At 71.9% G+C, this 21,516-nt stretch carries 18 protein-coding genes; 16 read left to right on the forward strand and 2 right to left on the reverse strand.

The annotated features are described in order from the left end of the window. Positions 1-112: 112 nt before the first annotated feature. Positions 113-529, reverse strand: a complete 417-nt coding sequence (locus tag SM450_RS01905) for a hypothetical protein (RefSeq protein ID WP_474617887.1) — start codon at positions 527-529, stop codon at positions 113-115. Positions 530-725: 196 nt separating this feature from the next. On the opposite strand from SM450_RS01905, the gene SM450_RS01910 reads away from it, so the two are divergent. Next, entirely contained in the window at positions 726-1,385 is a 660-nt protein-coding gene (locus tag SM450_RS01910; RefSeq protein WP_474617888.1) for an RlpA-like double-psi beta-barrel domain-containing protein, read from the forward strand. Between the two features lie 37 nt (positions 1,386-1,422). On the opposite strand, the gene SM450_RS01915 is transcribed toward SM450_RS01910, so the two are convergent. Continuing rightward, positions 1,423-2,658 carry an SUKH-3 domain-containing protein gene (locus SM450_RS01915; RefSeq protein ID WP_474617889.1) on the reverse strand — a complete coding sequence of 412 codons (1,236 nt, stop codon included), beginning with the start codon at positions 2,656-2,658 and terminating at the stop codon, positions 1,423-1,425. Between the two features lie 78 nt (positions 2,659-2,736). Here SM450_RS01915 and SM450_RS01920 point away from each other — a divergent pair, with 78 nt between their 5' ends. The 15 genes from SM450_RS01920 (at position 2,737) to mtrB (ending at position 21,516) form a co-directional block, all read left to right on the forward strand. Further along, a complete protein-coding gene (locus tag SM450_RS01920) occupies positions 2,737-3,150 on the forward strand; it encodes a YbaB/EbfC family nucleoid-associated protein (RefSeq protein WP_474617890.1) in 414 nt (137 codons plus the stop codon). Positions 3,151-3,153: 3 nt separating this feature from the next. Beyond that, entirely contained in the window at positions 3,154-3,510 is a 357-nt protein-coding gene (locus SM450_RS01925) for a hypothetical protein (RefSeq protein ID WP_474617891.1), read from the forward strand. A 24-nt stretch (positions 3,511-3,534) separates the two neighbouring features. Next, entirely contained in the window at positions 3,535-7,872 is a 4,338-nt protein-coding gene (locus tag SM450_RS01930; RefSeq protein ID WP_474618350.1) for a toxin glutamine deamidase domain-containing protein, read from the forward strand. 17 nt (positions 7,873-7,889) lie between these two features. Next, entirely contained in the window at positions 7,890-8,336 is a 447-nt protein-coding gene (locus SM450_RS01935; protein ID WP_474617892.1) for a hypothetical protein, read from the forward strand. A gap of 403 nt (positions 8,337-8,739) precedes the next feature. Continuing rightward, positions 8,740-9,687 carry a hypothetical protein gene (locus SM450_RS01940; protein ID WP_474617893.1) on the forward strand — a complete coding sequence of 316 codons (948 nt, stop codon included), beginning with the start codon at positions 8,740-8,742 and terminating at the stop codon, positions 9,685-9,687. A gap of 182 nt (positions 9,688-9,869) precedes the next feature. Continuing rightward, positions 9,870-10,076, forward strand: coding sequence for a Trm112 family protein (locus SM450_RS01945; RefSeq protein WP_281584844.1), 207 nt, complete (start codon positions 9,870-9,872; stop codon positions 10,074-10,076). Further along, positions 10,073-11,275, forward strand: a complete 1,203-nt coding sequence (locus SM450_RS01950; RefSeq protein ID WP_474617894.1) for an SIS domain-containing protein — start codon at positions 10,073-10,075, stop codon at positions 11,273-11,275. The genes SM450_RS01945 and SM450_RS01950 overlap by 4 nt, the downstream gene beginning before the upstream one ends. Before the next feature lie 25 nt (positions 11,276-11,300). Beyond that, the gene (locus SM450_RS01955) at positions 11,301-12,341 is read left to right on the forward strand and encodes a cation diffusion facilitator family transporter (protein WP_474617895.1); all 1,041 of its coding nucleotides are present in this window, start codon (positions 11,301-11,303) and stop codon (positions 12,339-12,341) included. A gap of 3 nt (positions 12,342-12,344) precedes the next feature. Further along, positions 12,345-13,505 carry a mannose-6-phosphate isomerase, class I gene (manA, locus tag SM450_RS01960; protein WP_474617896.1) on the forward strand — a complete coding sequence of 387 codons (1,161 nt, stop codon included), beginning with the start codon at positions 12,345-12,347 and terminating at the stop codon, positions 13,503-13,505. 266 nt (positions 13,506-13,771) lie between these two features. Next, positions 13,772-15,259 (forward strand): adenosylhomocysteinase, encoded by a 1,488-nt coding sequence (ahcY, locus tag SM450_RS01965; protein ID WP_474617897.1) that lies wholly within the window; start codon positions 13,772-13,774, stop codon positions 15,257-15,259. A gap of 192 nt (positions 15,260-15,451) precedes the next feature. After that, positions 15,452-16,372 carry an iron uptake transporter permease EfeU gene (gene efeU / locus SM450_RS01970; RefSeq protein WP_474617898.1) on the forward strand — a complete coding sequence of 307 codons (921 nt, stop codon included), beginning with the start codon at positions 15,452-15,454 and terminating at the stop codon, positions 16,370-16,372. Positions 16,373-16,401: 29 nt separating this feature from the next. After that, positions 16,402-17,529: an iron uptake system protein EfeO gene (efeO, locus tag SM450_RS01975; RefSeq protein WP_474617899.1), complete on the forward strand. Its 1,128-nt coding sequence runs from the start codon at positions 16,402-16,404 to the stop codon at positions 17,527-17,529. Then, a complete protein-coding gene (gene efeB, locus SM450_RS01980; RefSeq protein ID WP_474617900.1) occupies positions 17,526-18,848 on the forward strand; it encodes an iron uptake transporter deferrochelatase/peroxidase subunit in 1,323 nt (440 codons plus the stop codon). Before efeO ends, efeB begins: the two co-directional genes overlap by 4 nt. A gap of 210 nt (positions 18,849-19,058) precedes the next feature. Further along, complete coding sequence (gene mtrA, locus SM450_RS01985) at positions 19,059-19,748, forward strand: MtrAB system response regulator MtrA (RefSeq protein WP_091060316.1); 690 nt, start codon at positions 19,059-19,061, stop codon at positions 19,746-19,748. Between the two features lie 16 nt (positions 19,749-19,764). After that, positions 19,765-21,516, forward strand: coding sequence for an MtrAB system histidine kinase MtrB (gene mtrB, locus SM450_RS01990; protein ID WP_474618351.1), 1,752 nt, complete (start codon positions 19,765-19,767; stop codon positions 21,514-21,516).

Consider the following 21,516-nt stretch of genomic DNA (forward strand, 5'->3'; position numbering starts at 1 on the left):
AAGGAAATTCGATCCCTTACTCGGGTGGTTCCCGTCGCGGAACGGTGAATTGCTGGTCGAAACCGTTGTGCTGTCAGCTATCCGATACGCCGCGGATCAGCGGATCAGCGGATCACGCCCGGCGGTGGGAGCAATTTGCGACCAGGCGCAGCGGTTCGGTGGTCTCGGTGAGCGAGTTGGGCTCGACGACCAGGCGCGCGGTGGTGGTGGCGGGCCCGCCCCGGAAGGCGCCCTGGTCGGCCGGAATGGTCGCCGTCCAGGTGCCGGCGGTGCGCTCGTCGGTGCACGAGCCGATCACGCCGAAGCCGAAGCCGGTGATCGAGGCACGCCGCACCCGCTGGCCGAGGTGAACCTCGATGTACGCCAGGCCGCGCTCGTCACCGCAGTCGTACCGGCCGCCGACCGTGGCGCTGTGCGCGCGGACGTCGGCGGTGCCGAGCCAGTTGACCGAGATCGTGGGTTCCGAGGCGGCGACGGCGGCTCCCGGTGCGAGCCCGACGGCGGCGGCGGTGACGAGCGCGACGAACATACGTGGACTCCTGCCGAGAGGTGGGATTTCGGTCCGGTGCGGGTGCCTCAGCATCCCATCGGTGTCCCGGACGCGAGCTGCAAGATCTCGGACAGAAGACGCCCGTCGCTCTCCGTGTTGATCCCTCAGGTCGAATGAACGGTCCGGCCCTCCCATCCGTACCAGGCATCGAACGACACCGACGACGGGAGAGAACGTGAGGGTGCAGCGCAAGCACGTGCTGGCGGCGACCATGGCGGTGGCCGCCAGCGTGGTCGTCTCGGTGGGCACAGGGATGGGTTTCGCGCAGACCGCGCCGGCCGGGCGGGCGGTCTGCGCCGGGTCTGTCACTTTTTCGGCCGAGGGCGGCCCGCCCGCGGCGACAAGTGACAGGTTCCCGGTAGGCACCCGGCTGCGGGTGACGAACCTGGACAACGACAAGGCGGCCACCGTGACGGTGACCGGGCCGTCGGGCAGCTGCGTGCTGCTCAACGCCTCGGCCATGGACCTGGTCCGCGAACCCGGCAAGAACGTCATCCGCCGTAACGTGGTGGAACGCCTCGACGGCACCGCCCCGGTCCCCGGTGACGTGCAGCCGGTCGAGACCCGACCGGGCAACGCCCAGCCGGTCGGCCGCAGCGCCTGCACCGGGGCGATCACGTTCTCCGCCGAGGGCGGGGCCCCGGCCGCCACCAGCGGGCAGTTCCCGGTGGGCACCCGGCTGCGGGTGACCAACCTGGACAACAACCGGGTGGTGACCGTGACGATCACGGGACCGTCGGGCAGTTGCGTGCTGCTCAACGCGGCGGCCATGGACGTGATCCGCGAGCCGGGCAAGAATCTGGTCCGCCGCAACCTGGTGCAGTTGCTGCGCTGAGGCCCGCGACGGTCGGGGTGAGCCGCGGGTCAGCGGCTCACCAGGTGCCGTCGTCGCGCACCCGGGCGGGGGCGCGGCCGAGCAGCAGGGTGGTGAGGGCGGCGTCGATGTCGGCGCCGAGGAACCACTCGCCGGCCTGGTCGAGCGCGAAGACCCGGCCCTGCTCGTCGACGGCGAGGATGCTCTCCTGGCGCTCGCTGCCGAGCGGGAAGAGGCGGGTGCCCAGGACCGCGCCGAAGTCGGCAAGGGTGTCCGCGGTGTGCGCGACTTTTCGTGGTCGCACTTCGAAGCGCGAGATCCATACCGCCTCACCCGGACCTTGCCGGGCGCTCACCAGCCCGGGAAAGGCGGTGAGTGTCGCCAGCGCGGCCGGGAAGGAAGCATGGTCGTGCTGCGTGCCACTGACGTCGGTGACCTTCCGGACCGAGGTGGCAGCCGACACCTCGTCCCCGAAGTGCGGCCGCCAGCCGGCGATCACGAGTGCGTCCGCGACCTCCGTGGGGAACCGGTCGCGATCAGGAGGGGTCTGCGGATCCGGACGCCACTCCTCGGCGTAGGCCAGCTCCGGCCAGGGCAGCACTTCGAACTGCACGAGGAACCTGATGCACGACTCGCAGCGCAGGTCGGACAAACCGCCGGCGGGGTCGCCCGATTCGCGGACGCGGAAGGATTCGATCCGACTCGTGGCCAACAGGCGGCGGGCATCCTCGCCGGAGAGCGGCGGAAGCCCCTCGGCGGCGCGGCGGTGGTCGTGTTCGTGCAGCGCGTCGGAGACGACGATCATCTCGGCGTGCCGCTCGCCGCCCCGGACCAGGTGGCCGGCGGGTAGATCGTCCAGGTAGGACCGGACGAGCGGATGGTGCCGCAACTCGACGTCGCCCTTGGCGCCCTGCGCGACGTGCAGCCGGCCGTCCAGGGTGAGGTGCGCCGCGGCGCCGGGGGTGGGCAGCCGGCTCAGCTCGCGGAGCAGTTGCCCGGCCGGATCGACGGTGCGGGGAGCGCGGGGCTCGGTCGGCCGGCGTAGGCGGTACATCTGCTCGACCGCGTCCGCCGGCACCCGGGGCCAGGTGGACACCTCGCCGGTCTCCTTGTCGATGACCGTGGTCGGGAGGTCGCCGGGCAGGGCACGGGCCCCGGTGGACACCGTGGACACGATCACGTAGCCCAGGTCGAACTCGTCGATCACCGGAGTGCAGGGAAAGCCGAGGCGGTCGGAGTCCCGCCGCGCCCACACCGAGGCGATCCGCTCGGCCTGCTGTCGCTCGATCACCACCTGAAATTACCGGACCCCACGGAATTCGTGGCACCCGGTATGGTCGGCCCTACCCACGGTGACGAGAGGGGTGTGGCGGTGTCGGAGAGTGTGGACCGGGATGCGAACCGTGCACTTCGGGCGCGGTTCGACGAGGTGTACGGCCAATACCAACGACTCCGATCCGGTCTGGACGAACTCCAGCGCGAGCTGACCGAGTTGCGGGTGACCGAACGCTCCGACGACGGTCAGGTCACCGCGGTGGTCGGGGCGCGGGGTGAGCTGATCAGCGTCGAGGTGAGTCCCGGCGTGTTCCACGACCGGGATGCCCGGGCGTTGAGCCGGAAGATCACCGAAACCGTGCTGCGCGCCTCCGCCGCCGCGTCCGACGCCACCCGCGAGCTGGTCTCCGGCTATCTGCCACCCGGCTCACCGTCGGTTGACTTCCTGCGTACCCATGACTTCGGTGCGCTGCTGGGCCGGGCCGACGCCGTTGCCTCGCGCGGCGAGTGACAGGTGGCCGGGGGAGAGATCTGGCTGGACGCGGACCGGGCCCGGCGCGGCGGCGCCGATCTGGCCGTGACCGGTAGGGCCGTGACCGCGGCCCGGCGTGAGACCGGAGATCCGATCGCCGCGGCGGGCGCGCAGCGCCCATGGGGGCGGGACGACATCGGCGCCGCGTTCGACAAGCAATACCAGGGGTACGCCGAGACGCTGCTGCGGGCGTGGGAACTGCTCGGCCGGTCGCTCGACGGGATCGGCTCCGACGTGGTCCGTTCGGTCACCGCCACCGTGGAGACGGACCTGAGCACCGCCCGGGATCTCGGAAAGATCCCGCACCAACGGCACAACCCGCATCGGCCCTGGCGCTGACGACCGGAGGATCCGCGCGTGAGCATGCTGCCCAGCCCGATCCCACACCCGCTCGACTACTGCCCCTGGGACGTGCCCGGCTGGATCTACGAGGCACTCGACTGGGTGGTCGGCGTGGAGTGGCCGGAGGGCAACGAGCGCGCCGTCTGGGACCTGGCCGATCGGTGGTACGGCGTGGCCGGCGTCCTGGCCGGCCCACGCGACGACGCCACCACGGCCGCCGGCGAGGTGAAGAGCGGGTACGGCGGGGTCGGGCTGGTGGCCCACGCGTTCGACACGGCCTGGGACAAGGTGGCCGGGGGCGAGGACGCCCCGCTGCACGTCCTCGTGGCGGCCACCGACGAGTTGGGGCGGCTGGTCGACTCCTGCGGGTGCGACATCGAGGGCGCGAAGCTGGAAGCCTGGATCGAGCTGGGCATCCTGGTCGTGGAGCTGCTGTCCCTCGCGGTGGTCACCGTGCTCACGCTTGGCGCGGCGTCGCCGGCGGCCGGCGCCGCGGTCGCCGCCACCCGGGTCGCTGTGCAGCAGATCTTCAAACGGCTTGTCGCCCAACTGGCCCGCAAGGCGATCAGGGAAGGGCTGAAGGAGGCGGGTGAGCGGGCCGCGAAGGAGGTCGTCAAGAGTGGCGCCCGGGGGCTCGCCCGTAAGGCGGTGCTCGGTGGTCTGGTGGAGGCCGGGCAGGAGGCGGGCACCAGCCTGGCGACCCAGGCGTACCAGAACTCCACAGGTCGCCGGGACGGCCTGGACCTGACCGACGTGGGCGCGTCGGGCCTGGGCGGCTTCGCCGGTGGCGCCGCCGTGCCCCTCGCCGGCCTGGGGCGGCATGCGAGCGGGCGGTTCGCGCAGATCGGGGAACGTTTCGGGCGGGAGATGGCGGGCGAGAGCCTCGCCGAGACCGCGGCGGGCCTCGCCACCGGCCAGGGCCCGTCGTTGGAGGACCTGGCCCGCGCCGCCGCGTCCGGCGTGAGCGGATCCGCCACCGGGCAGGCCGACACGGCGCTGCACCACCGGCTCGACGGGAAGCTGGGCGGTCTCACCGCTCCGCCGGTCGGCTTGGACGTGCCGCCCGGCACCGAGGCGGCCGGGCTCGCCCCGGCGCAACCCTCCACCGACTCGCCCCCCGCCCACCACGGCGATCCGATCGTCGGTCACCCACCGGCCGCCACTTCGCCACCGGTGGCCCTGCCGACGGCCGATGCGGCGACGCACCACCCCGCCCCGGTCGACCCGGCGCGGCCGGCCCCGGAGGTGACCACCGCACCGTCGCCAGTCGCGGGGGATGCTGGGCCGAGCGTCACGACGGCAAATCCGGTGCACCTGTCCACCACCGCCAATCCGACACTGTCCTCGGTAGCCACCGACCTGCCCGCCGCCGGCACATCCCTGGCCGGTCCGGCTGACACCCGGGGTGGCGCGGTGCTCACGCCCGTCGTGCCCGACACCGGTTCTCCCCAACAGTCGGCCTCGGTGCAGGCGGCCGGGGCTCCGACCACGATCAGCGCATCGGCTGCCGAGGCTCCGCATTCCGCGGTGCCCCCATCTCCGGACCGAGCTTCGCCGGTGGCCGGTCCCGTGCAACCCGGGCCGCTGCCCGCCCCACCGACCCACGCCCCATTGTCGTCGGCCCCGGGGCCGACGATGTCCCATCCGGATGTGCGGAACGCACCAAATCCTCGCTTCCCGATGCTGGAGACGCTGGCCCCGCAGCACTCGACAACTGCACTGCCGGGCGTCTCCCACCCGCTCGACTCGACGCCCCCGAACCGCCATAACGAGCGGGAGCGGGCCGCGCGCGTGGCCGCCGACCGGGAAGCCTTCGATCGGCGTCGCTATCGGGGCTATCTACGATCTCAACGAGACTGGTTCGAGGACCGCAGGCGTCAGACGCGAGCGGACTGGCTTCACGAACGTGCTACCTATCACGAGGAACGGGCCAGTGACTGGGCGGCGCAGGCGACGGAACTCCGCCGAGCGGGACGCACACTGGCAGCCGAGCGTTGGCACCGAGAAGCGCATGAGGCCGGCATCGAGGCGTCTGAGTTGCGCGAGGAGGCCCGGCACGTCCTCGCCGGGAAGCAGACACCTGAGCGGGTGATGGTCGAGGACGATCTCGACTTCTACCGGATCAACGACGACGTGGCGGACCTGGCCCTCGGCGCGGTGGAGACGGTCGACCACTCCGCGCTCACCGGCCACGGGTACCCACCGCCGGTCGACCGGTCCCGCCCCTACGGCCGCCGTGGCGGCCTTCGGCCTCCGCTCGCACTGCACCAGACCGACCTCGAACGGCAGATGCCCCGCAACCCGGACGGCACCGTGGTCCGGACCGCCGATCCCCGGCGCGGTGGGTGGTTCCGACTGGCGAACGACGGCGGGCCGGCCGCCGACGCCACCCGAGGCATCAACTGCCTCGACTGCACGCTCTCGCTCTACGACACCTGGATGCACGGCCGGCCGCGGGTCGCCGCGCCGCGTACCTTCGACGGCTACCTGGCGGGCGACGTCCACCGGCCGGTCGGCGGCGAGCTGGACGGACCACTGCGGGTCGAGGAGACGACCGGCGGGCGTTTCCAGGACCTGTGCGGGCCCGAACGCTCCGGAAGGACCGGCGGGGGCCCGCGGATGCTTGTCGACAGCGGCTACCGTGACCTGCACGCGCAACTGGCGGCGGGCGGTCACGGCAGCTACGCCTTCCTCATCACCAGCTTCGAGGGCGGCGGCTCGCACGCCTGGGTGGCGCTCAACCAGAACGGCACGGTCCTCTACCTCGATCCGCAGACCGGGGTAGTGGCGGGCCAACCGCTCTACCGCCACCGTGGCGTTCCGCTTGACAGCAACGTGGTGGGCATCGACGCCCTGGTCCTCGGGCCGGACGGCCGGCCGATGCCGCTCGCGGGTCGACCGCCCGGCGCCTACAACGTGTTGCCCGAGCCTCGGCACCGTGCGGCGCCGCCACGTCCTCCGGACCCGCCGACGTACGACGGCGGGACAGCGCCGGACTTCAACCGCGTCCACCTGCTCGGCGAGTCCACCACCTTCCACCGCCCGGCGGGCACCTGGCTCCCCGGCAGCGCTTCTCCCGACAGCGCTTCCCCGGGCGGCCTGCCGTCGGGAAGCGTGCCCCCGGGCGGCGTGCGACCGGGAAGCGTGCCGCGGGTCGAGCCGGAGCCGGATCGGATCCGCCGGTCGCACCGGGAGGCGCATGCGGACCGGATCGCCGCCGGGCTCTACGTCCGGGACGCGCTGGCGACGAGCGGCAGCCTGGACGATGCCTTCGCCGCCGGGGTGACGCCTGTCGAGTTGGCACAGCACGCCGACGGGCCGACGCTGCGACGGCTCGTGCCGGGGTTGGACGAGACCGCAGCCGGTGACCTGACCCACCTGTTCGCCGACCCGCGCGTCCAGCGGATGCTCGACCAGAGCTGGGAGGCGCCGCCACGGCGGGAGGAGCTACTGGCCGAGACGCTGGTGCGGCAGCTCGCGGAGCGGCCCGACCTGGTCCGGATGATCCGGGCGACCCCGGAACTCGCCAACTCGCTGACCGCCAGGCCGGTGACCCTGCACCACCTGGCCAGCCACCAGCAAGCCATCGACGTCCTGCAGAACGTGTTGGACGAGATCGCTGACCGGGGAGCCGAAGCACTCTCAGTGGCTCCGGTGACAGACATCCAGCCGACGCCGTTGAGCGATGACCAGGTCCGACTCAGCAAGTCGTTCTTCGTCAATGGTCCGGAGGCGGCGCAGCCGGGCTTTGACCACGATCGCCTCGACGACATGCGCTACCGGAAGGACTATCTCGACCAACTGTACGAGAAGGCGGTTGTCGCGCAGCTTGAGATCGACGCCTTGGGACGCCACCTGGCGGCGGCCTCCGGTGAAAGAGCTGAATATCATCCGCGCAGCAAACCCAAGGATCGTGAGCGGGCCGAGGACAAGATCGAGAGCTACGGTGGAGACGCCTCACAACTGACGGATCTGGCAGGCGGCTACGTCTCCTACCGCAATTTGGACGAACTCTACGGCGCACTGGCATCCCTTAAGAGCCATACGCGGTGGGAACTTATCGAGTTCGATGATCGCTTCCGGTCACCGCAGAGCGGTGGCTATCGGGATGTACAGATGTTCCTGCGTACTTCCAACGGTCACATCGCCGAGTTCCGACTGCAGTTGGCCGCGTTGGATGAGGTGGCTACCTGGGAGCACTCCCTCTTCGAGGTGCGGCGTGATCTCGGTGCTGTCGCCAAGGAGGAGGGACGTAGCGTGACCGCGATGGAGTCGGCCATTCGCAGGGGCATCATCGATCGTCAGCGCGAGCTCTTCTGGACTGCTCTGCAGGCAGCGTTGCATGGAGGGTCCGAGTGACGGACAGAGCTGAGGGCGTGCAACTGCCCGCCTACTACGACCACTACAAAACGCCGGTGAAGCTGGTCTCCACGCTTGAAGGAGGCATCACCGCATGGCGGCTGGACAGAAGGACAGGCGGCTGGCAGCTGGCCGATGACCTGATTGACGACGTCATCTCCGCCATCGGCGGTGAAATTTTCGTCCGGACGCCGGCTCAATTCGTTCAGCGGACCGAGGCCGCGCGAGGTCGCTACCTGAGGGGCGAGGGGCCGATCTTTGCGCTCTACGAGACCGTGCGGGCCATCGAGGAGCAGGCCGTCGCCGAGCGGCGTGCGTACACGCCGGAGGAAGCTGCGCTCATCGCGGGAATCAGGCGGCGGACCTTCGTGATGTTCGAGGAGCAGCTCCAGCGGGCCGGCGACCCCGGAGCCGACCCCACCATCGAGACCGCCGTCCCCGGCAGTGACACCGAACGCCCGTAGACGTACCCATCTCCCGAGGCCACCCCGACCCCGTCCCACCAACAGGGATACGCCTCCCACCTGACAAGAAATACGAAGATCTTGGAAGGAAAGTGCCCCTATGGGGGCCATCTCCTTCCAAGATCTCGAAGCGCCAGCGCCAGCGCCAGCGCCGAGAGGGGGCGCGGGGTTGGACGAGGCGGTGTTGCGGGTACTGACCCTGACGCTCCGGCACCAACCGTCGGAGAGCATCCGGACGGCCGACCGGCTCTGCGGTCGAGCACGTGCGGCCACCGGCGACCTGGGCTGACATCCGTCGGGTGTCGCGGCACACATGTCGGAGGCTCGATGGGCAGGTGCCCGGGAGACCCGGTAGTAACCTGACCGGCGGATCTTCGTCCGGGACGGAAACGGTGAGGTGGCGATGTCGGTGAGGCGGCACGCGGCGCGTTGGGCCACGGTCGGCGTGATGCTGGGTGGCCTGGCGGCCGTCCCGGCGTCCCCGGCGATGGCCGAGGGCGACCGGGTCGGGCTGCGCTCGGCGGGCAGCTTCACCGCGGGCGGTTCGGCGGGCGCGGTGACGATCGGGGTACGCAAGCGCACCGAGGGCTGCGTGCTGCTGCGTACCGCGCTCGGGTTGAGGCTTGACGGCCTGCGGGCGGACCAGGTCCGGGTGGAGGTGGCGACCGGCGGACGCTGGGTGGCGGCGCCGGTCTCCGGTGGTGGTGGCGCCGTCTCCACCGCCCAGGTGGCGCCGGTCGACCGTCCGCTGTGCAAGGGGCGCGCTGCCAACGTGCGCTATCGGGTGACGTTCCTGGCCGGCGCTGTCGGCGGGCGGCTGGAGTTGGCCGGCGAGGCGAGCGCCGCGAACGGTCAGGTGCTCGGCCGGGCCGGCGGCTCGGCCCGGTTGGTGGGCGCCAAGCGTCCGCCGAGCCCGAGCCCGACCCCGTCCCGCAAGCCCACGCCGACCCCCACGCCCAGCGCCGCCGCGTCCACGCCGGCCGGGACGGCAGGTACGTCGGCGGTGGTCGCCGCCGTCGGCCCGGCCGCCGACACCGCTGCCGACGACTCGTCCTTCGGAGGTTCCCTGATCATGTGGTTCGGTATCGCGCTTGTCGTCGTCGGCGCCGCTCTGATCGTCCTGCTGGTGCGTCGCAGCCGGGCGGACCGGACGGACGGCGGCCCGGCCGCCGACCAGCCGCCGGTCCTGCTGCCGCGCGGCAGCACCACCTACCGCTCCGGGACGCCCGGGCCGACGCCGACCGTGTACGGCGGCGCGACCCCGCCCCGCCCGGCCGGCAACGTGTACGGCGCGCCTCCGGCCCCGCCGGCCGGGGACGCCACGAGCGTCATGCCCCGGCTGCCGGACTGAGCCGGTACCCGGCCGGGTACCAGGGTTACCGTGACCGTGGGTGGTGGCGGCGTGACCCGGCCGTCGAGTCGATCGGCGGGTGCCGAACACATCCCGGTGCCGGGGCCGGTTCGCCGTTAAGATCGCGTGCGCCGGACGGCACCGCCGACCGGTGAGACCGCATACGTGGAAGGAGCCGCGCCGTGGCCCTGGACCCGCAGTTGCTCGAGATCCTCGCCTGCCCGGACACGCACCACGCCCCGCTCGACTACGACCCGCAGGCGCAGACGCTCACCTGCACCGAGTGCGGTCGCGTCTTCGAGGTACGGGACGACGTCCCGGTGCTGCTCCTGGACGAGGCGCGTGGTGGCCCCGGCGCCGACGACGCGCGTGGCGGGTCGTCGCGGTGATGGACGGGACGGCCGGGGTCAGTGGGCACCGGCACGCGGACGAGGCGCTGCTGGACAACCCGGCGCTGCTGGCCGAGCGTGACCCGGGCGGGATGCTGCGGTTCACCGCCTCCGCGGGCGCGCAGGTGCGCGAGTCGGCGGCGCTGGCGGCCGAGGCGAACCTGGGCGTGCTCGGTGACGACGGTCGACCGAGGGCGGTGGTCATCGCCGGCATCGGCACCGCCGGGCGTACCGGGGACGTGCTGGCCACGGTCGCCGGGCCGCGCTGCCCGGTGCCGGTCATCCCGCATCGCAGCGCCGGTGTGCCGGGTTGGGTGGGCGCGGCGGACGTGGTCATCGCGGTGAGCGCCTCCGGCCGCAGTCCGGAGGCGTTGGGTGCGGCCGAGGCGGCGCACCGGCGTGGGGCCCGGCTGGTCGCGGTCGGCGCGCCTGACTCGCAACTCCAGTCGGTGGCCGAGCGGGCCCGGGCGCCGTTCGTCCCGGTGCCCCGGCGTGCCCCGGCCCGGGCCAGCCTCTGGGCGCTGACCGTGCCGGTCCTGCTCGCCGCCCGGGCGCTCGGCCTGGTGAAGGTCAACGAGGCGGACCTGGCCGAGACCGCGGCCCGGTTGGACGCCGACGCCGACAGGTGCCGGTCGACCGCCGAGTCCTTCGTCAACCCGGCGAAGTCCCTCGCGCTGGGCCTGGCCGGTTCGGTCCCGATCGTCTGGGGGTCGTCCCCGCTGGCGACCGTCGCCGCCCGCCGGTTCGGTGACACGCTGTCGGCGAACGCCCGCTACCCGGTGGTCAGCGGCGCACTGGGTGAGGCGGGTCGGGGCCGGGTGGGCCTGCTCGACGGCGTCTTCGGCGGACTTGCGGAGGGCGAGCGCGACATCTTCGCCGATCCGGACGACTCCGACTCGGACTCGGACGGGATCCGGCTGCGGTTGGTGCTGTTGCGCGACGGCGGGCTCAACGCCGACGACGACACCGACGAGCCACTGGCGGTGGAGGAGCGCCGCGCGGACGCGGTGCAGACGCTCGCCGAACGGCGCGGGGTGCGCTGTGACATGGTGACCGCCGAGGGTGGTTCCGCGTTGGAGCGGCTCGCGTCGCTTGTGGCGGTCCCCGACTTCGCCTCGGTCTACCTCGCCCTGGCACACGGGCTGGACCCGATGGCGGTTCCGGCCATCACGGAAATGAAGGAGCTGGCTAACCAGTGAACACGTGCATCGAGCGAGGCGGAGAATGAGCGCAAACGGGGGCACGAAGGCGATTGTCGCCGCCCTGACGGCGAACCTCGGCATCGCCGTCACCAAGTTCGTCGCGTTCCTGTTGACCGGTTCGTCGTCGATGCTTGCGGAGTCGATCCACTCGGTGGCCGACTCCGGCAACCAGGGTCTGCTGCTGATCGGCGGCCGGCGGGCCAAGCGGGAGGCCACGCCGCAGCACCCGTTCGGGTACGGGCGGGAGCGCTACATCTACGCGTTCATCGTGTCGATCGTACTGTTCAGCCTCGGCGGCCTGTTCGCGCTCTACGAGGCGTACCACAAGGCGTCCGATCCGCACCCGATCGAGAGCTGGCAGTGGGTGCCGGTGGTGGTGTTGCTCGCCGCGATCGTGATGGAGGGCTTCTCCTTCCGCACCGCGATCCGGGAGTCCAACCACATCCGGGGCAACCAGACCTGGATCCGGTTCATCCGTCGGGCCAAGGCCCCGGAGCTGCCGGTGGTGCTGTTGGAGGACTTCGGCGCCCTGATCGGTCTGGTCTTCGCGCTCTTCGGTGTCGGCTTGACGCTCGCGACCGGCAACGGCATGTGGGACGCCGCCGGCACCGCGATGATCGGTGTGCTGCTTGTGGTCATCGCGATCACGCTGGCGATCGAGACCAAGAGCCTGCTGCTCGGTGAGGGCGCCGAGCGGAGCGAACTGGTCAAGATCGAGCGGGCGGTCACCGGCGGCCCGGAGGTCGAGCGGATCATCCACATGAAGACGCTCTATCTCGGCCCGGAGGAGCTGATGGTGGCCGCGAAGATCGCGGTGCAACCCTGTGAGAGCGCCGAGGAGTTGGCCCGGGGCATCAACGCGGTCGAGGCGCGGATCCGCCGCGAGGTGCCGATCGCCCGGGTGATCTATCTGGAGCCGGACATCTACAGCGTGGCGGCGGAGCGGGCCGGCACCGGGCAGGCGGCCGACACCGCCGTGCCGGAGGAGACGGTTGACGGAGCCGGCGTGACCGCGCCGCAGGCCGCGGCGGTCGACGAGGTGGCCGGACGGCCCGGTAGCTGACCGATGGAGTTGTTGCAGGGCCGGATCCGGGACTACGCCTGGGGTTCGCGTACCGCGATCGCCGAGTTGCAGGGCCGCCCGGTGCCGAGCGACGGGCCGGAGGCCGAGCTGTGGCTGGGTGCCCACCCGGGCGCCCCGGCCACGGTGGATCGGGACGGCCGGCCGGTGAGCCTCACCGACCTGCTGGTGGCCGAGCCGGAGCACTGGCTTGGCGAGCGGCTTGTGGGCCGGTTCGGCACCCGGCTGCCGTTCCTGCTGAAGGTGCTGGCCGCGGACGCGCCACTGAGCCTCCAGGCGCATCCGGACGCCGATCAGGCCCGCACCGGACACGCGGCCGACGTCGGGCAGGTCAACTACGTCGACCCGTATCACAAGCCGGAACTGCTTGTGGCGCTGGAGGAGTTCGACGCGCTCTGCGGCTTCCGCGACCCGGTCGAGTCGGCGGCGGCCCTCGCCGGGTTCGGCGTACCCGCGCTGGAGCCGGTGGTGGCGGCGTTGCGCACCGGTCCTGCGGGGCTGCGGGAGGCCGTACGCGCGTTGTTGAGCTGGCCGGAGGCGGAGCGCGCGGGGCTGGTGGCGGCCGTGCTGGCGGGGGCGGTCGCCGGTCCGGCGTCGCCGGACGCCGCGCTTGTGCGCACGCTGGCGGCCGGTTATCCGGACGATCCGGGCGTGGTGGTGGCGCTGCTGCTGCACCACGTCCGGCTGTCGCCAGGTGAGGGCATCTGGATGCCGGCCGGAAACCTGCACGCCTACCTGCGCGGCACCGGTGTGGAGATCATGGCGGCAAGCGACAACGTGCTGCGCGGCGGGCTGACCCCGAAGCGCGTCGACGTGGACGAGTTGCTGCGGGTGCTGCGGTTCGAGGTGCTTGCCGATCCGGTGGTCCGGCCGGAGCCGGTGGCGCCCGGGGTGCTGAGCTGGCCGGTGCCGGTGGAGGATTTCGCGCTGCACCACGTCACGGTGATCGCCGGCTCGACCGGGACGCGGCTGACGCTGCCCGGCCCGCGGGTGGTGCTCTGCCGGGCCGGCCGGCTGACCGTGACCGACGGGGTCGGCGAGGTGACCCTGGAGGCGGGGCAGTCCGCGGTCGGTACGGCGGCGGGCGGCGCGCTCGTGCTGGCCGGGGACGGCGAGGCGTTCGTGGCCACCTGCGGCCTGCGCTGATCCGCTGATTTCCCGAAACGGCCCGACGCTGCGAGCACTCGCTGTTACCTTATGACTGCGCAGCGTTGTCGCGACGAAGGTCCGGGAACGCGCGGGGAACCAAACCGGGGGGATGCACGGGGCGGCCGGGCCGTGAGCGGAAAGTCCGTTCACGACCGACCGCCCCGTGCGCTGTCGTCGACCGGCCCGGCCAACCGGGCCGGGGTGAGCCGGCCCACGCGCGTAAGGTGAAAGGCTGCGCAGCACTTCCTTCGACAGGAGCTTCCATGACCAGCACGCTTCCGGCGGCCCCCAGCGGCGCCCGGCCGAGCACCCTCGCCGAGGGCGACTACAAGGTGGCGGATCTGTCGCTCGCCGAGTTCGGGCGCAAGGAGATCCGGCTCGCGGAGCACGAGATGCCCGGTCTGATGGCGATCCGGCGCGAGTTCGCCGAGGCCCAGCCGCTCGCCGGCGCCCGCATCACCGGCTCGCTGCACATGACCGTCCAGACCGCCGTCCTGATCGAGACCCTGGTCGCGCTCGGCGCGCAGGTCCGCTGGGCGTCCTGCAACATCTTCTCCACCCAGGACCACGCCGCCGCGGCCATCGTGGTCGGCGCCGAGGGCACCCCGGAGGCCCCGGCCGGCGTCCCGGTCTACGCCTGGAAGGGCGAGACCCTCCCGGAATACTGGTGGTGCACCGAGCAGGTGCTGGCCTGGCCGGACGGTGCGGGCCCCAACATGATCCTCGACGACGGCGGCGACGCCACGCTGCTCGTGCACAAGGGCGCGGAGTTCGAGTCCGCCGGCGCCGTGCCGCCGGTCGAGTCCGCCGACTCCGAGGAGTACGCGGTCATCCTCGAACTGCTGCACCGCTCGCTCGGTGAGGACAACCAGCGCTGGACCCGGATCGCCGCCGGCATCAAGGGCGTCACCGAGGAGACCACCACGGGCGTGCACCGGCTCTACGAGATGCACCGCGCGGGCACCCTGCTGTTCCCGGCGATCAACGTCAACGACTCGGTGACCAAGAGCAAGTTCGACAACAAGTACGGCTGCCGGCACTCGCTCATCGACGGCATCAACCGGGCCACCGACGTGCTGATCGGCGGCAAGATGGCCGTCGTCATGGGCTACGGCGACGTGGGCAAGGGCTGCGCCGAGTCGCTGCGCGGCCAGGGCGCCCGGGTCGTGGTGACCGAGGTCGACCCGATCTGCGCGTTGCAGGCGGCGATGGACGGCTACCAGGTCGCCACGCTCGACGACGTGGTGGAGCAGGCTGACATCTTCATCACCGCGACCGGTTGCTTCGACGTCATCACCAACGAGCACATGGCCCGGATGAAGCACCAGGCCATCGTCGGCAACATCGGCCACTTCGACAACGAGATCGACATGGCCGGCCTGGCGAAGCGCTCCGACGTCACCCGGGAGAACATCAAGCCGCAGGTCGACGTGTGGCGGTTCGACGACGGCCACGCCATCATCGTGCTCTCCGAGGGCCGCCTGCTGAACCTGGGCAACGCCACCGGGCACCCGAGCTTCGTGATGTCGAACTCGTTCGCCAACCAGACAATCGCCCAGATCGAGCTGTTCACCAAGACCGACGAATACCCCACTGGCGTCTACGTGCTGCCCAAGCACCTGGACGAGAAGGTCGCCCGGCTGCACCTGGGCGCGCTCGGCGCCAAGCTGACCACGCTCACCAAGGAGCAGGCCGCCTACCTGGGCGTCTCCCCGGAGGGCCCGTTCAAGGCCGAGCACTACCGCTACTGAGTTCCCACTCCCGGGAGGGACCGGGGTCGGCCGCCGCGCGGTCGTCCCGGTCCCTTTCGCGTACGCGGACTCTCGGCCCCGGCCGGCCGGGGTGACGTTGCCGTGAACGACTTGACGCGGGCGCGGGAACAGGAGCAAGGTATGGCTGCCCTAAGTTACCTGAGGCAACCCTGACCTACTGCGGAGTAACGGATGTTCGCCACGTACCTGATCGGCCTGCGGGAGGGCCTGGAGGCGACCCTTGTGGTCAGCATCCTGATCGCCTTCCTGGTGAAGTCGCAGCGGCGTGACCGGCTGCCGCAGGTCTGGGCCGGCGTCGGCCTGGCCGTGGCGCTCTCCGTCGGCTTCGGCTCGCTGATCCAGTACACCTCGACCTCGCTGCTGCGGACCTCCGAGTCGCGCGAGTTCTTCGAGGCGGTCACGTCCGTCGCCGCCGTGGTGTTCGTGACCTGGATGATCTTCTGGATGCGCAAGGCGGCCCGGACGATCGCGGGCGAGCTGCGCGGCCGGCTCACCGACGCGCTCGCCGTGGGTTCCCTGGCGGTCGCCGGGATGGCCTTCCTCGCGGTGGTCCGGGAGGGTCTGGAAACCGCGCTGATCTTCTACGCCGCGGCCGAGAGCGTGGCCGGCGGCACCGGGTTGGGCTCGCTGCTCGCCCTGGCCGGCGGCATCGTCACCGCCGTGGTGATCGGTTTCGGGCTCTACCGCAGCGCCCTGAAGATCAACCTGAGCCGCTTCTTCACCTGGACCGGCGCGCTGCTGATCCTGGTCGCCGCCGGCATCCTCAAGTACGGGGTGCACGACTTCCAGGAGGCCGGCGTGCTGCCCGGCCTGAACAACCAGGCGTTCGACATCTCCGCCACGCTTGACCCGAACGCCTGGTACGGCGCGCTTCTCGCCGGCATGTTCAACATCACCGCCGCGCCGACCGTGCTGGAGCTGATCGCCTGGGTCGCGTACGCGGTGCCGGTGCTCGTGCTCTTCCTGCGCAAGCCGACCCGACCGGCGAAGCCCGTTCCCGCCCCGACCGAGCCGGCCGTGACCGATCAGGCCGCCCCGGCCGACCACGCCACCCCGGCCGAGGCCGCCGCCGTCCCGTCCCCGCGCGCCTGATCCGCCCTTCTCCGAGGAGATCCACTTCGATGCGTACCACTCGATTCGCCGCGCCCGCCGCCGCCGGGCTGCTCGCCGTCGCCGGACTGGCCGGTTGCGGGGGCGGTGACGCCGACGCCACGGCCGGCGGCCCGATCGCCGTCAAGGCCACCGACAGCGCCTGCGAGGTCGACAGCACCGAGATCGACGCCGGTCAGGTGACGTTCAAGGTCACGAACAACGGCTCCAAGGTCAACGAGTTCTACGTCTACGCCGCGGGCGACCGGGTGATGGGCGAGGTGGAGAACATCGCCCCGGGGCTCAGCCGCGAGCTGCGGGTCGAGCTGCCGGCCGGGACCTACGAGACCGCCTGCAAGCCGGGCATGAGCGGCCGGGGCATCCGGGGGGCGCTGAAGGTCAGCGGCACCGCCGAGAGCGTGGCGCCCGACGCCGCGCTTACCGAGGCCACCGCCAGCTACCAGCGTTACGTGCAGAGTCAGACCGCCGCGCTGCTGACGAAGACCGAGGAGTTCGTGGCCGCGGTCAAGGCCAACGACGTAACGAAGGCCAAGGCGCTCTATCCGGTGGCCCGCACCTACTGGGAGCGGATCGAGCCGGTCGCGGAGAGCTTCGGCGACCTCGACCCGAAGATCGACGGTCGCGAGGAGGTGGTCGAGGAGGGCATGGAGTTCACCGGCTTCCACCGGATCGAGAAGGACCTCTGGACCACCGGCGACGTCAGCAAGGACGGCGCCATCGCCGACCGGCTCCTGGTCGACGTCAAGGCGATCGTGGCCAAGGCGAACGCCGAGAAGCTCACCCCGCTCCAGCTCGCCAACGGCGCCAAGGCGCTCCTCGACGAGGTCGCCAGCGGCAAGATCACCGGTGAGGAGGAGCGCTACTCGCACACCGACCTCTGGGACTTCAACGCCAACCTGGAGGGCTCCAAGGCAGCGGTCGGCGCGTTGCGTCCCGCTCTTGAGCAGCGCGCCCCCGACCTGGTCAAGCAGCTCGACAGCGAGTTCGCCGACGTGGAGGCCGCGCTCGGCAAGCACCGGGCCGGCGACGGCTGGAAGCTGCACACCCAGCTCACCGAGACCGAGCTGAAGGAGCTGTCGGACCGGATCAACGCGCTGGCCGAGCCGGTCAGCAAGATCGCGGCGGCCGTCGCGCGATGACCACCGCGGCCCGCGGCGACGCGACGAGCGAGCCGACCGACTCCCGGGCCGATCGCCGGGTCTCCCGGCGGCGGGCGATGACCCTGGCCGGCGTCGGCGTGGCAGGCGTCGCCGGAGTGGCGGCCGGCGCGGGCGCGCTGCTTGCCGGCGGCGACCAGGCGTCGGCGACCGGGACGGCCGCGGGCGCGGTGTCGTTCCTCGGCGAGCACCAGGCCGGCATCACCACCGCGGCCCAGGACCGGCTGCACTTTGTCGCGTTCGACGTGGTCACCAAGGACCGGGACCGGCTGGTCGCGATGCTCCAGGAGTGGACCGCCGCGGCGGCCCGGATGACCGCCGGCCGGGACGCCGGGGTGATCGGCGCGGTCGGCGGCATGCCGGAGGCCCCGCCGGACGACACCGGCGAGGCGCTCGGGCTGCCCCCGTCGCAGCTGACCGTGACCGTGGGCTTCGGCCCGTCGCTGTTCCGCGACGCCCAGGGCCGGGACCGGTTCGGCATCGCCGACCGCCGCCCCGCCGCGCTTGCCGACCTGCCGCACTTCGCCGGCGACGCGCTCAAACCGGAGCTGTCCGGCGGCGACATCTGTGTCCAGGCGTGCGCCAACGACCCGCAGGTGGCGGTGCACGCCATCCGCAACCTGGCCCGGATCGGCATGGGCGTGGTGAGCGTCCGCTGGTCACAGCTCGGGTTCGGGCGTACCTCGTCGACGTCGCGGGACCAGGCCACGCCGCGTAACCTGTTCGGCTTCAAGGACGGCACCGCCAACCTCAAGGCCGAGGACGCCGGCCTGCTCCGGGAACAGCTCTGGGTGCAGCCCGGCGACGGCCCGGACTGGATGGTCGGCGGCTCGTACCTGGTCACCCGGAAGATCCGGATGTTGATCGAGACCTGGGACCGCAGCCCCCTGGCCGAGCAGGAGATGATCGTCGGCCGGACGAAGGGCAGCGGCGCCCCGCTGGGCCGGCGCGACGAGTTCGACGAGCCGGACTTCGCCGCGAAGGGCGACGACGGCGAGCCGGCCATCGCGGAGACCGCGCACGTGCGGCTCGCCCATCCGGACCAGAACGGCGGCGCCCGCCTGCTGCGGCGCGGCTACAACTTCGTGGACGGCTCGGATGGGCTGGGCCGGCTCGACGCCGGTCTGTTCTTCATCGCCTACCAGCGGGACCCGCGCAGGCAGTTCGTGCCGATCCAGACCCGGCTGGCCCGCAACGACGCGATGAACGAATACCTGCGGCACGTCTCCAGCGGCCTGTTCGCCTGCCCGCCGGGCGTGCGGGACGCGGCCGACTGGTGGGGGCGCGACCTGTTCGCCTGATCCGGCAGGGGAGAGGGCCGCGCAGAGGTGGCGGGCGGGCCGATCACCGGGGGATCATGGGGGTACGACGGGTTCGCATCCGGTGGACCCGTCCGCCGCGGCGCGCCACGCTTGTGCCACGCCGTGGGCTGTGGTGCGCGGGCGCGCTCGGCGTTACCGTGCCGTGAAGACTCCGACCTCTGAATGAACGGGGATGGAACGATAAACCCCATGAGAGCCCGCGTACTCGTGGTCGACGACGACCCCGCCCTTGCCGAGATGCTCGGCATCGTGTTGCGCAGCGAGGGCTTCGTGCCGTCCTTCGTCGCCGACGGAGAACGGGCATTGGCCGCGTTCCGGGACAGCCGGCCCGATATCGTCCTGCTCGATCTGATGCTGCCCGGCATGAGCGGCATCGACGTGGCCCGCGCGATCCGGGCCGAGTCCGGCGTGCCCATCGTGATGTTGACCGCCAAGAGCGACACCGTCGACGTGGTGCTGGGGCTGGAGTCCGGCGCCGACGACTACGTGGTCAAGCCGTTCAAGCCCAAGGAGCTGGTGGCCCGGATGCGGGCCCGGCTGCGCCGCGGCGAGGACGTCGCGCCGGAGCTGCTCACCATCGGCCCGCCCGGCAACCAGATCACCATCGACGTGCCGGCGCACACGGTCAGCCGGGACGCCGAGGAGGTGAAACTGACCCCACTCGAGTTCGACCTGCTTGTCGCGCTCGCCCGCAAGCCGCGCCAGGTCTTCACCCGCGAGGTGCTGCTGGAGCAGGTGTGGGGCTACCGGCACGCCGCCGACACCCGACTCGTCAACGTGCACGTGCAGCGGTTGCGCGCCAAGATCGAGCCGGACCCGGAGCGACCCGAAATCATCCTCACCGTGCGAGGCGTGGGCTACAAGGCGGGCACCGGATAACCTGGGCAGCACTGTGGTGACCCCCCCGCTGCCCGACCCGCCGACCGCCGAGTCCCGCCGGCTTCCCGCCGCGCGGGCGCTGTGGCGTGCGCTTGCCGGTCGCTCGACGCGCTTCGCCGCCGGCGTGCGCCTGGCCTGGCGGCGGTCGCTCCAGGTGCGTGTGGTCACCATCACACTCGTGGCGTCGAGCCTGCTCGTGGGCGGGTTCGCCTACCTGATCGCGGACAAGATCACCAACATCCTGCTGGAGAACGCCGAGACCGACGTCCGGCTGCGGCTGAACAACGGCAGCGAATACGCCGCGAAGCAGTTCAACCTCTACAGCCAGCCGCAGGAGGCCCAGCTCCAGGACACCATCGACGGCACGGTCAACTACCTGGCCGGCGGGGACCCGGCGCAGACAAGCGGCGTGGTGGTGGCGATCACCGCCGACAACTTCGCCGAGTTCATCGAGCCGCGCGTGTCCCCGGACGTGCCGGTGCGCCCGGTGATCGGCGACGAGCTGCGGGCCACCGTGGCATCGGGCAAGGTCGCCCACCAGATCCGCACCGGCACGCTCGACGGCGACCGCACCAAATACCTGGTCTACGGATCCCCGGTGCCCACCAAGTTCGGGCAGGTGGAGCTCTACTACCTCGTACCCCTGGCCCGGCAGGACGCCACGGCGGCCGACGCCCGGGCCACCGTGGTCGCCACCGGCGTCGCGCTCGTGCTCCTGCTCGGCCTGCTGGCCGCCCTGGTCACCCGCCTCGTGGTGACTCCGGTCCGGGTGGCCGCGCGCACCGCCCAGCGGCTCTCCGCCGGCCTGCTCGACCAGCGCATGGTCGTCTCCGGCGAGGACGACCTGGCCCTGCTCGCCGCCTCGTTCAACCAGATGGCGACGAACCTGCAACGGCAGATCCTCCGGCTGGAGGAGATGTCCCGGTTGCAACGCCGGTTCACCTCGGACGTCTCGCACGAGCTGCGGACGCCGCTGACCACGGTCCGGATGGCGGCCGACCTGATCTTCGCCGAGCGGGACGAGTTCGACCCGGCGGTGGCCCGCAGCGCCGAGCTGCTCCAGGCCGAGCTGGACCGGTTCGAGGAGCTGCTCACCGACCTGCTGGAGATCAGCCGGTTCGACGCCGGCTTCGCGGTGCTGGACAGCGAGCCGACCGACCTGGTGCCTGTGGTGCACCGGGTGACCGAGCGGCTGGCCGGGCTGGCCGAGCGGGTCGGGGTGGCCATCGAGCTGGATCTGCCGGGCACCCCGGTGATCGCCGAGGTCGACCCGCGCCGGGTCGAGCGGGTGCTGCGCAACCTGGTCGGCAACGCGGTCGAGCACGGTGAGGCCAAGCCGGTGCGGATCAGTCTGGGTATCGACCAGAGCGCGGTGGCGATCACCGTGCGGGACCACGGCGTCGGCCTGAAGCCGGGCGAGGAGAAGCTGGTCTTCAACCGGTTCTGGCGGGCCGACCCGTCCCGGGCCCGGCAGACCGGCGGCACCGGCCTGGGCCTGTCGATCAGCGTGGAGGACGCCCGGTTGCACGGCGGTTGGCTGGAGGCGTGGGGCGCGCCGGGCCAGGGCGCGCAGTTCCGCCTCACCCTGCCGGCCCGGGCCGGGGACCGGCTGACCACCTCGCCGCTGCGGCTCGTGCCGGCCGACGCCACGCTGCCGTTCGGCGGCCCGCGTGCCGGCGGTCCGCTCGCCATCGGCCCGGGCAGCGGCGCGGGGGCGCTTGCCGTCGGTCCGGCCGACGGCCCGGAGCGGGTGGAGGTGGGGCCGTGA

The organism is Micromonospora marincola, assembly GCF_056150385.1.

What these genes read in the sequence shown, in the direction of transcription:
- mtrA (WP_091060316.1), top strand. Translation starts at nt 19,059, where the DNA reads ATGAGAGCCCGCGTACTCGTGGTCGACGACGACCCCGCCCTTGCCGAG.
- SM450_RS01930 (WP_474618350.1), top strand. Translation starts at nt 3,535, where the DNA reads ATGCTGCCCAGCCCGATCCCACACCCGCTCGACTACTGCCCCTGGGAC.
- efeU (WP_474617898.1), top strand. Translation starts at nt 15,452, where the DNA reads ATGTTCGCCACGTACCTGATCGGCCTGCGGGAGGGCCTGGAGGCGACC.
- efeB (WP_474617900.1), top strand. Translation starts at nt 17,526, where the DNA reads ATGACCACCGCGGCCCGCGGCGACGCGACGAGCGAGCCGACCGACTCC.
- ahcY (WP_474617897.1), top strand. Translation starts at nt 13,772, where the DNA reads ATGACCAGCACGCTTCCGGCGGCCCCCAGCGGCGCCCGGCCGAGCACC.
- SM450_RS01905 (WP_474617887.1), bottom strand. Translation starts at nt 529, where the DNA reads ATGTTCGTCGCGCTCGTCACCGCCGCCGCCGTCGGGCTCGCACCGGGA.
- manA (WP_474617896.1), top strand. Translation starts at nt 12,345, where the DNA reads ATGGAGTTGTTGCAGGGCCGGATCCGGGACTACGCCTGGGGTTCGCGT.
- SM450_RS01940 (WP_474617893.1), top strand. Translation starts at nt 8,740, where the DNA reads ATGTCGGTGAGGCGGCACGCGGCGCGTTGGGCCACGGTCGGCGTGATG.
- efeO (WP_474617899.1), top strand. Translation starts at nt 16,402, where the DNA reads ATGCGTACCACTCGATTCGCCGCGCCCGCCGCCGCCGGGCTGCTCGCC.
- SM450_RS01955 (WP_474617895.1), top strand. Translation starts at nt 11,301, where the DNA reads ATGAGCGCAAACGGGGGCACGAAGGCGATTGTCGCCGCCCTGACGGCG.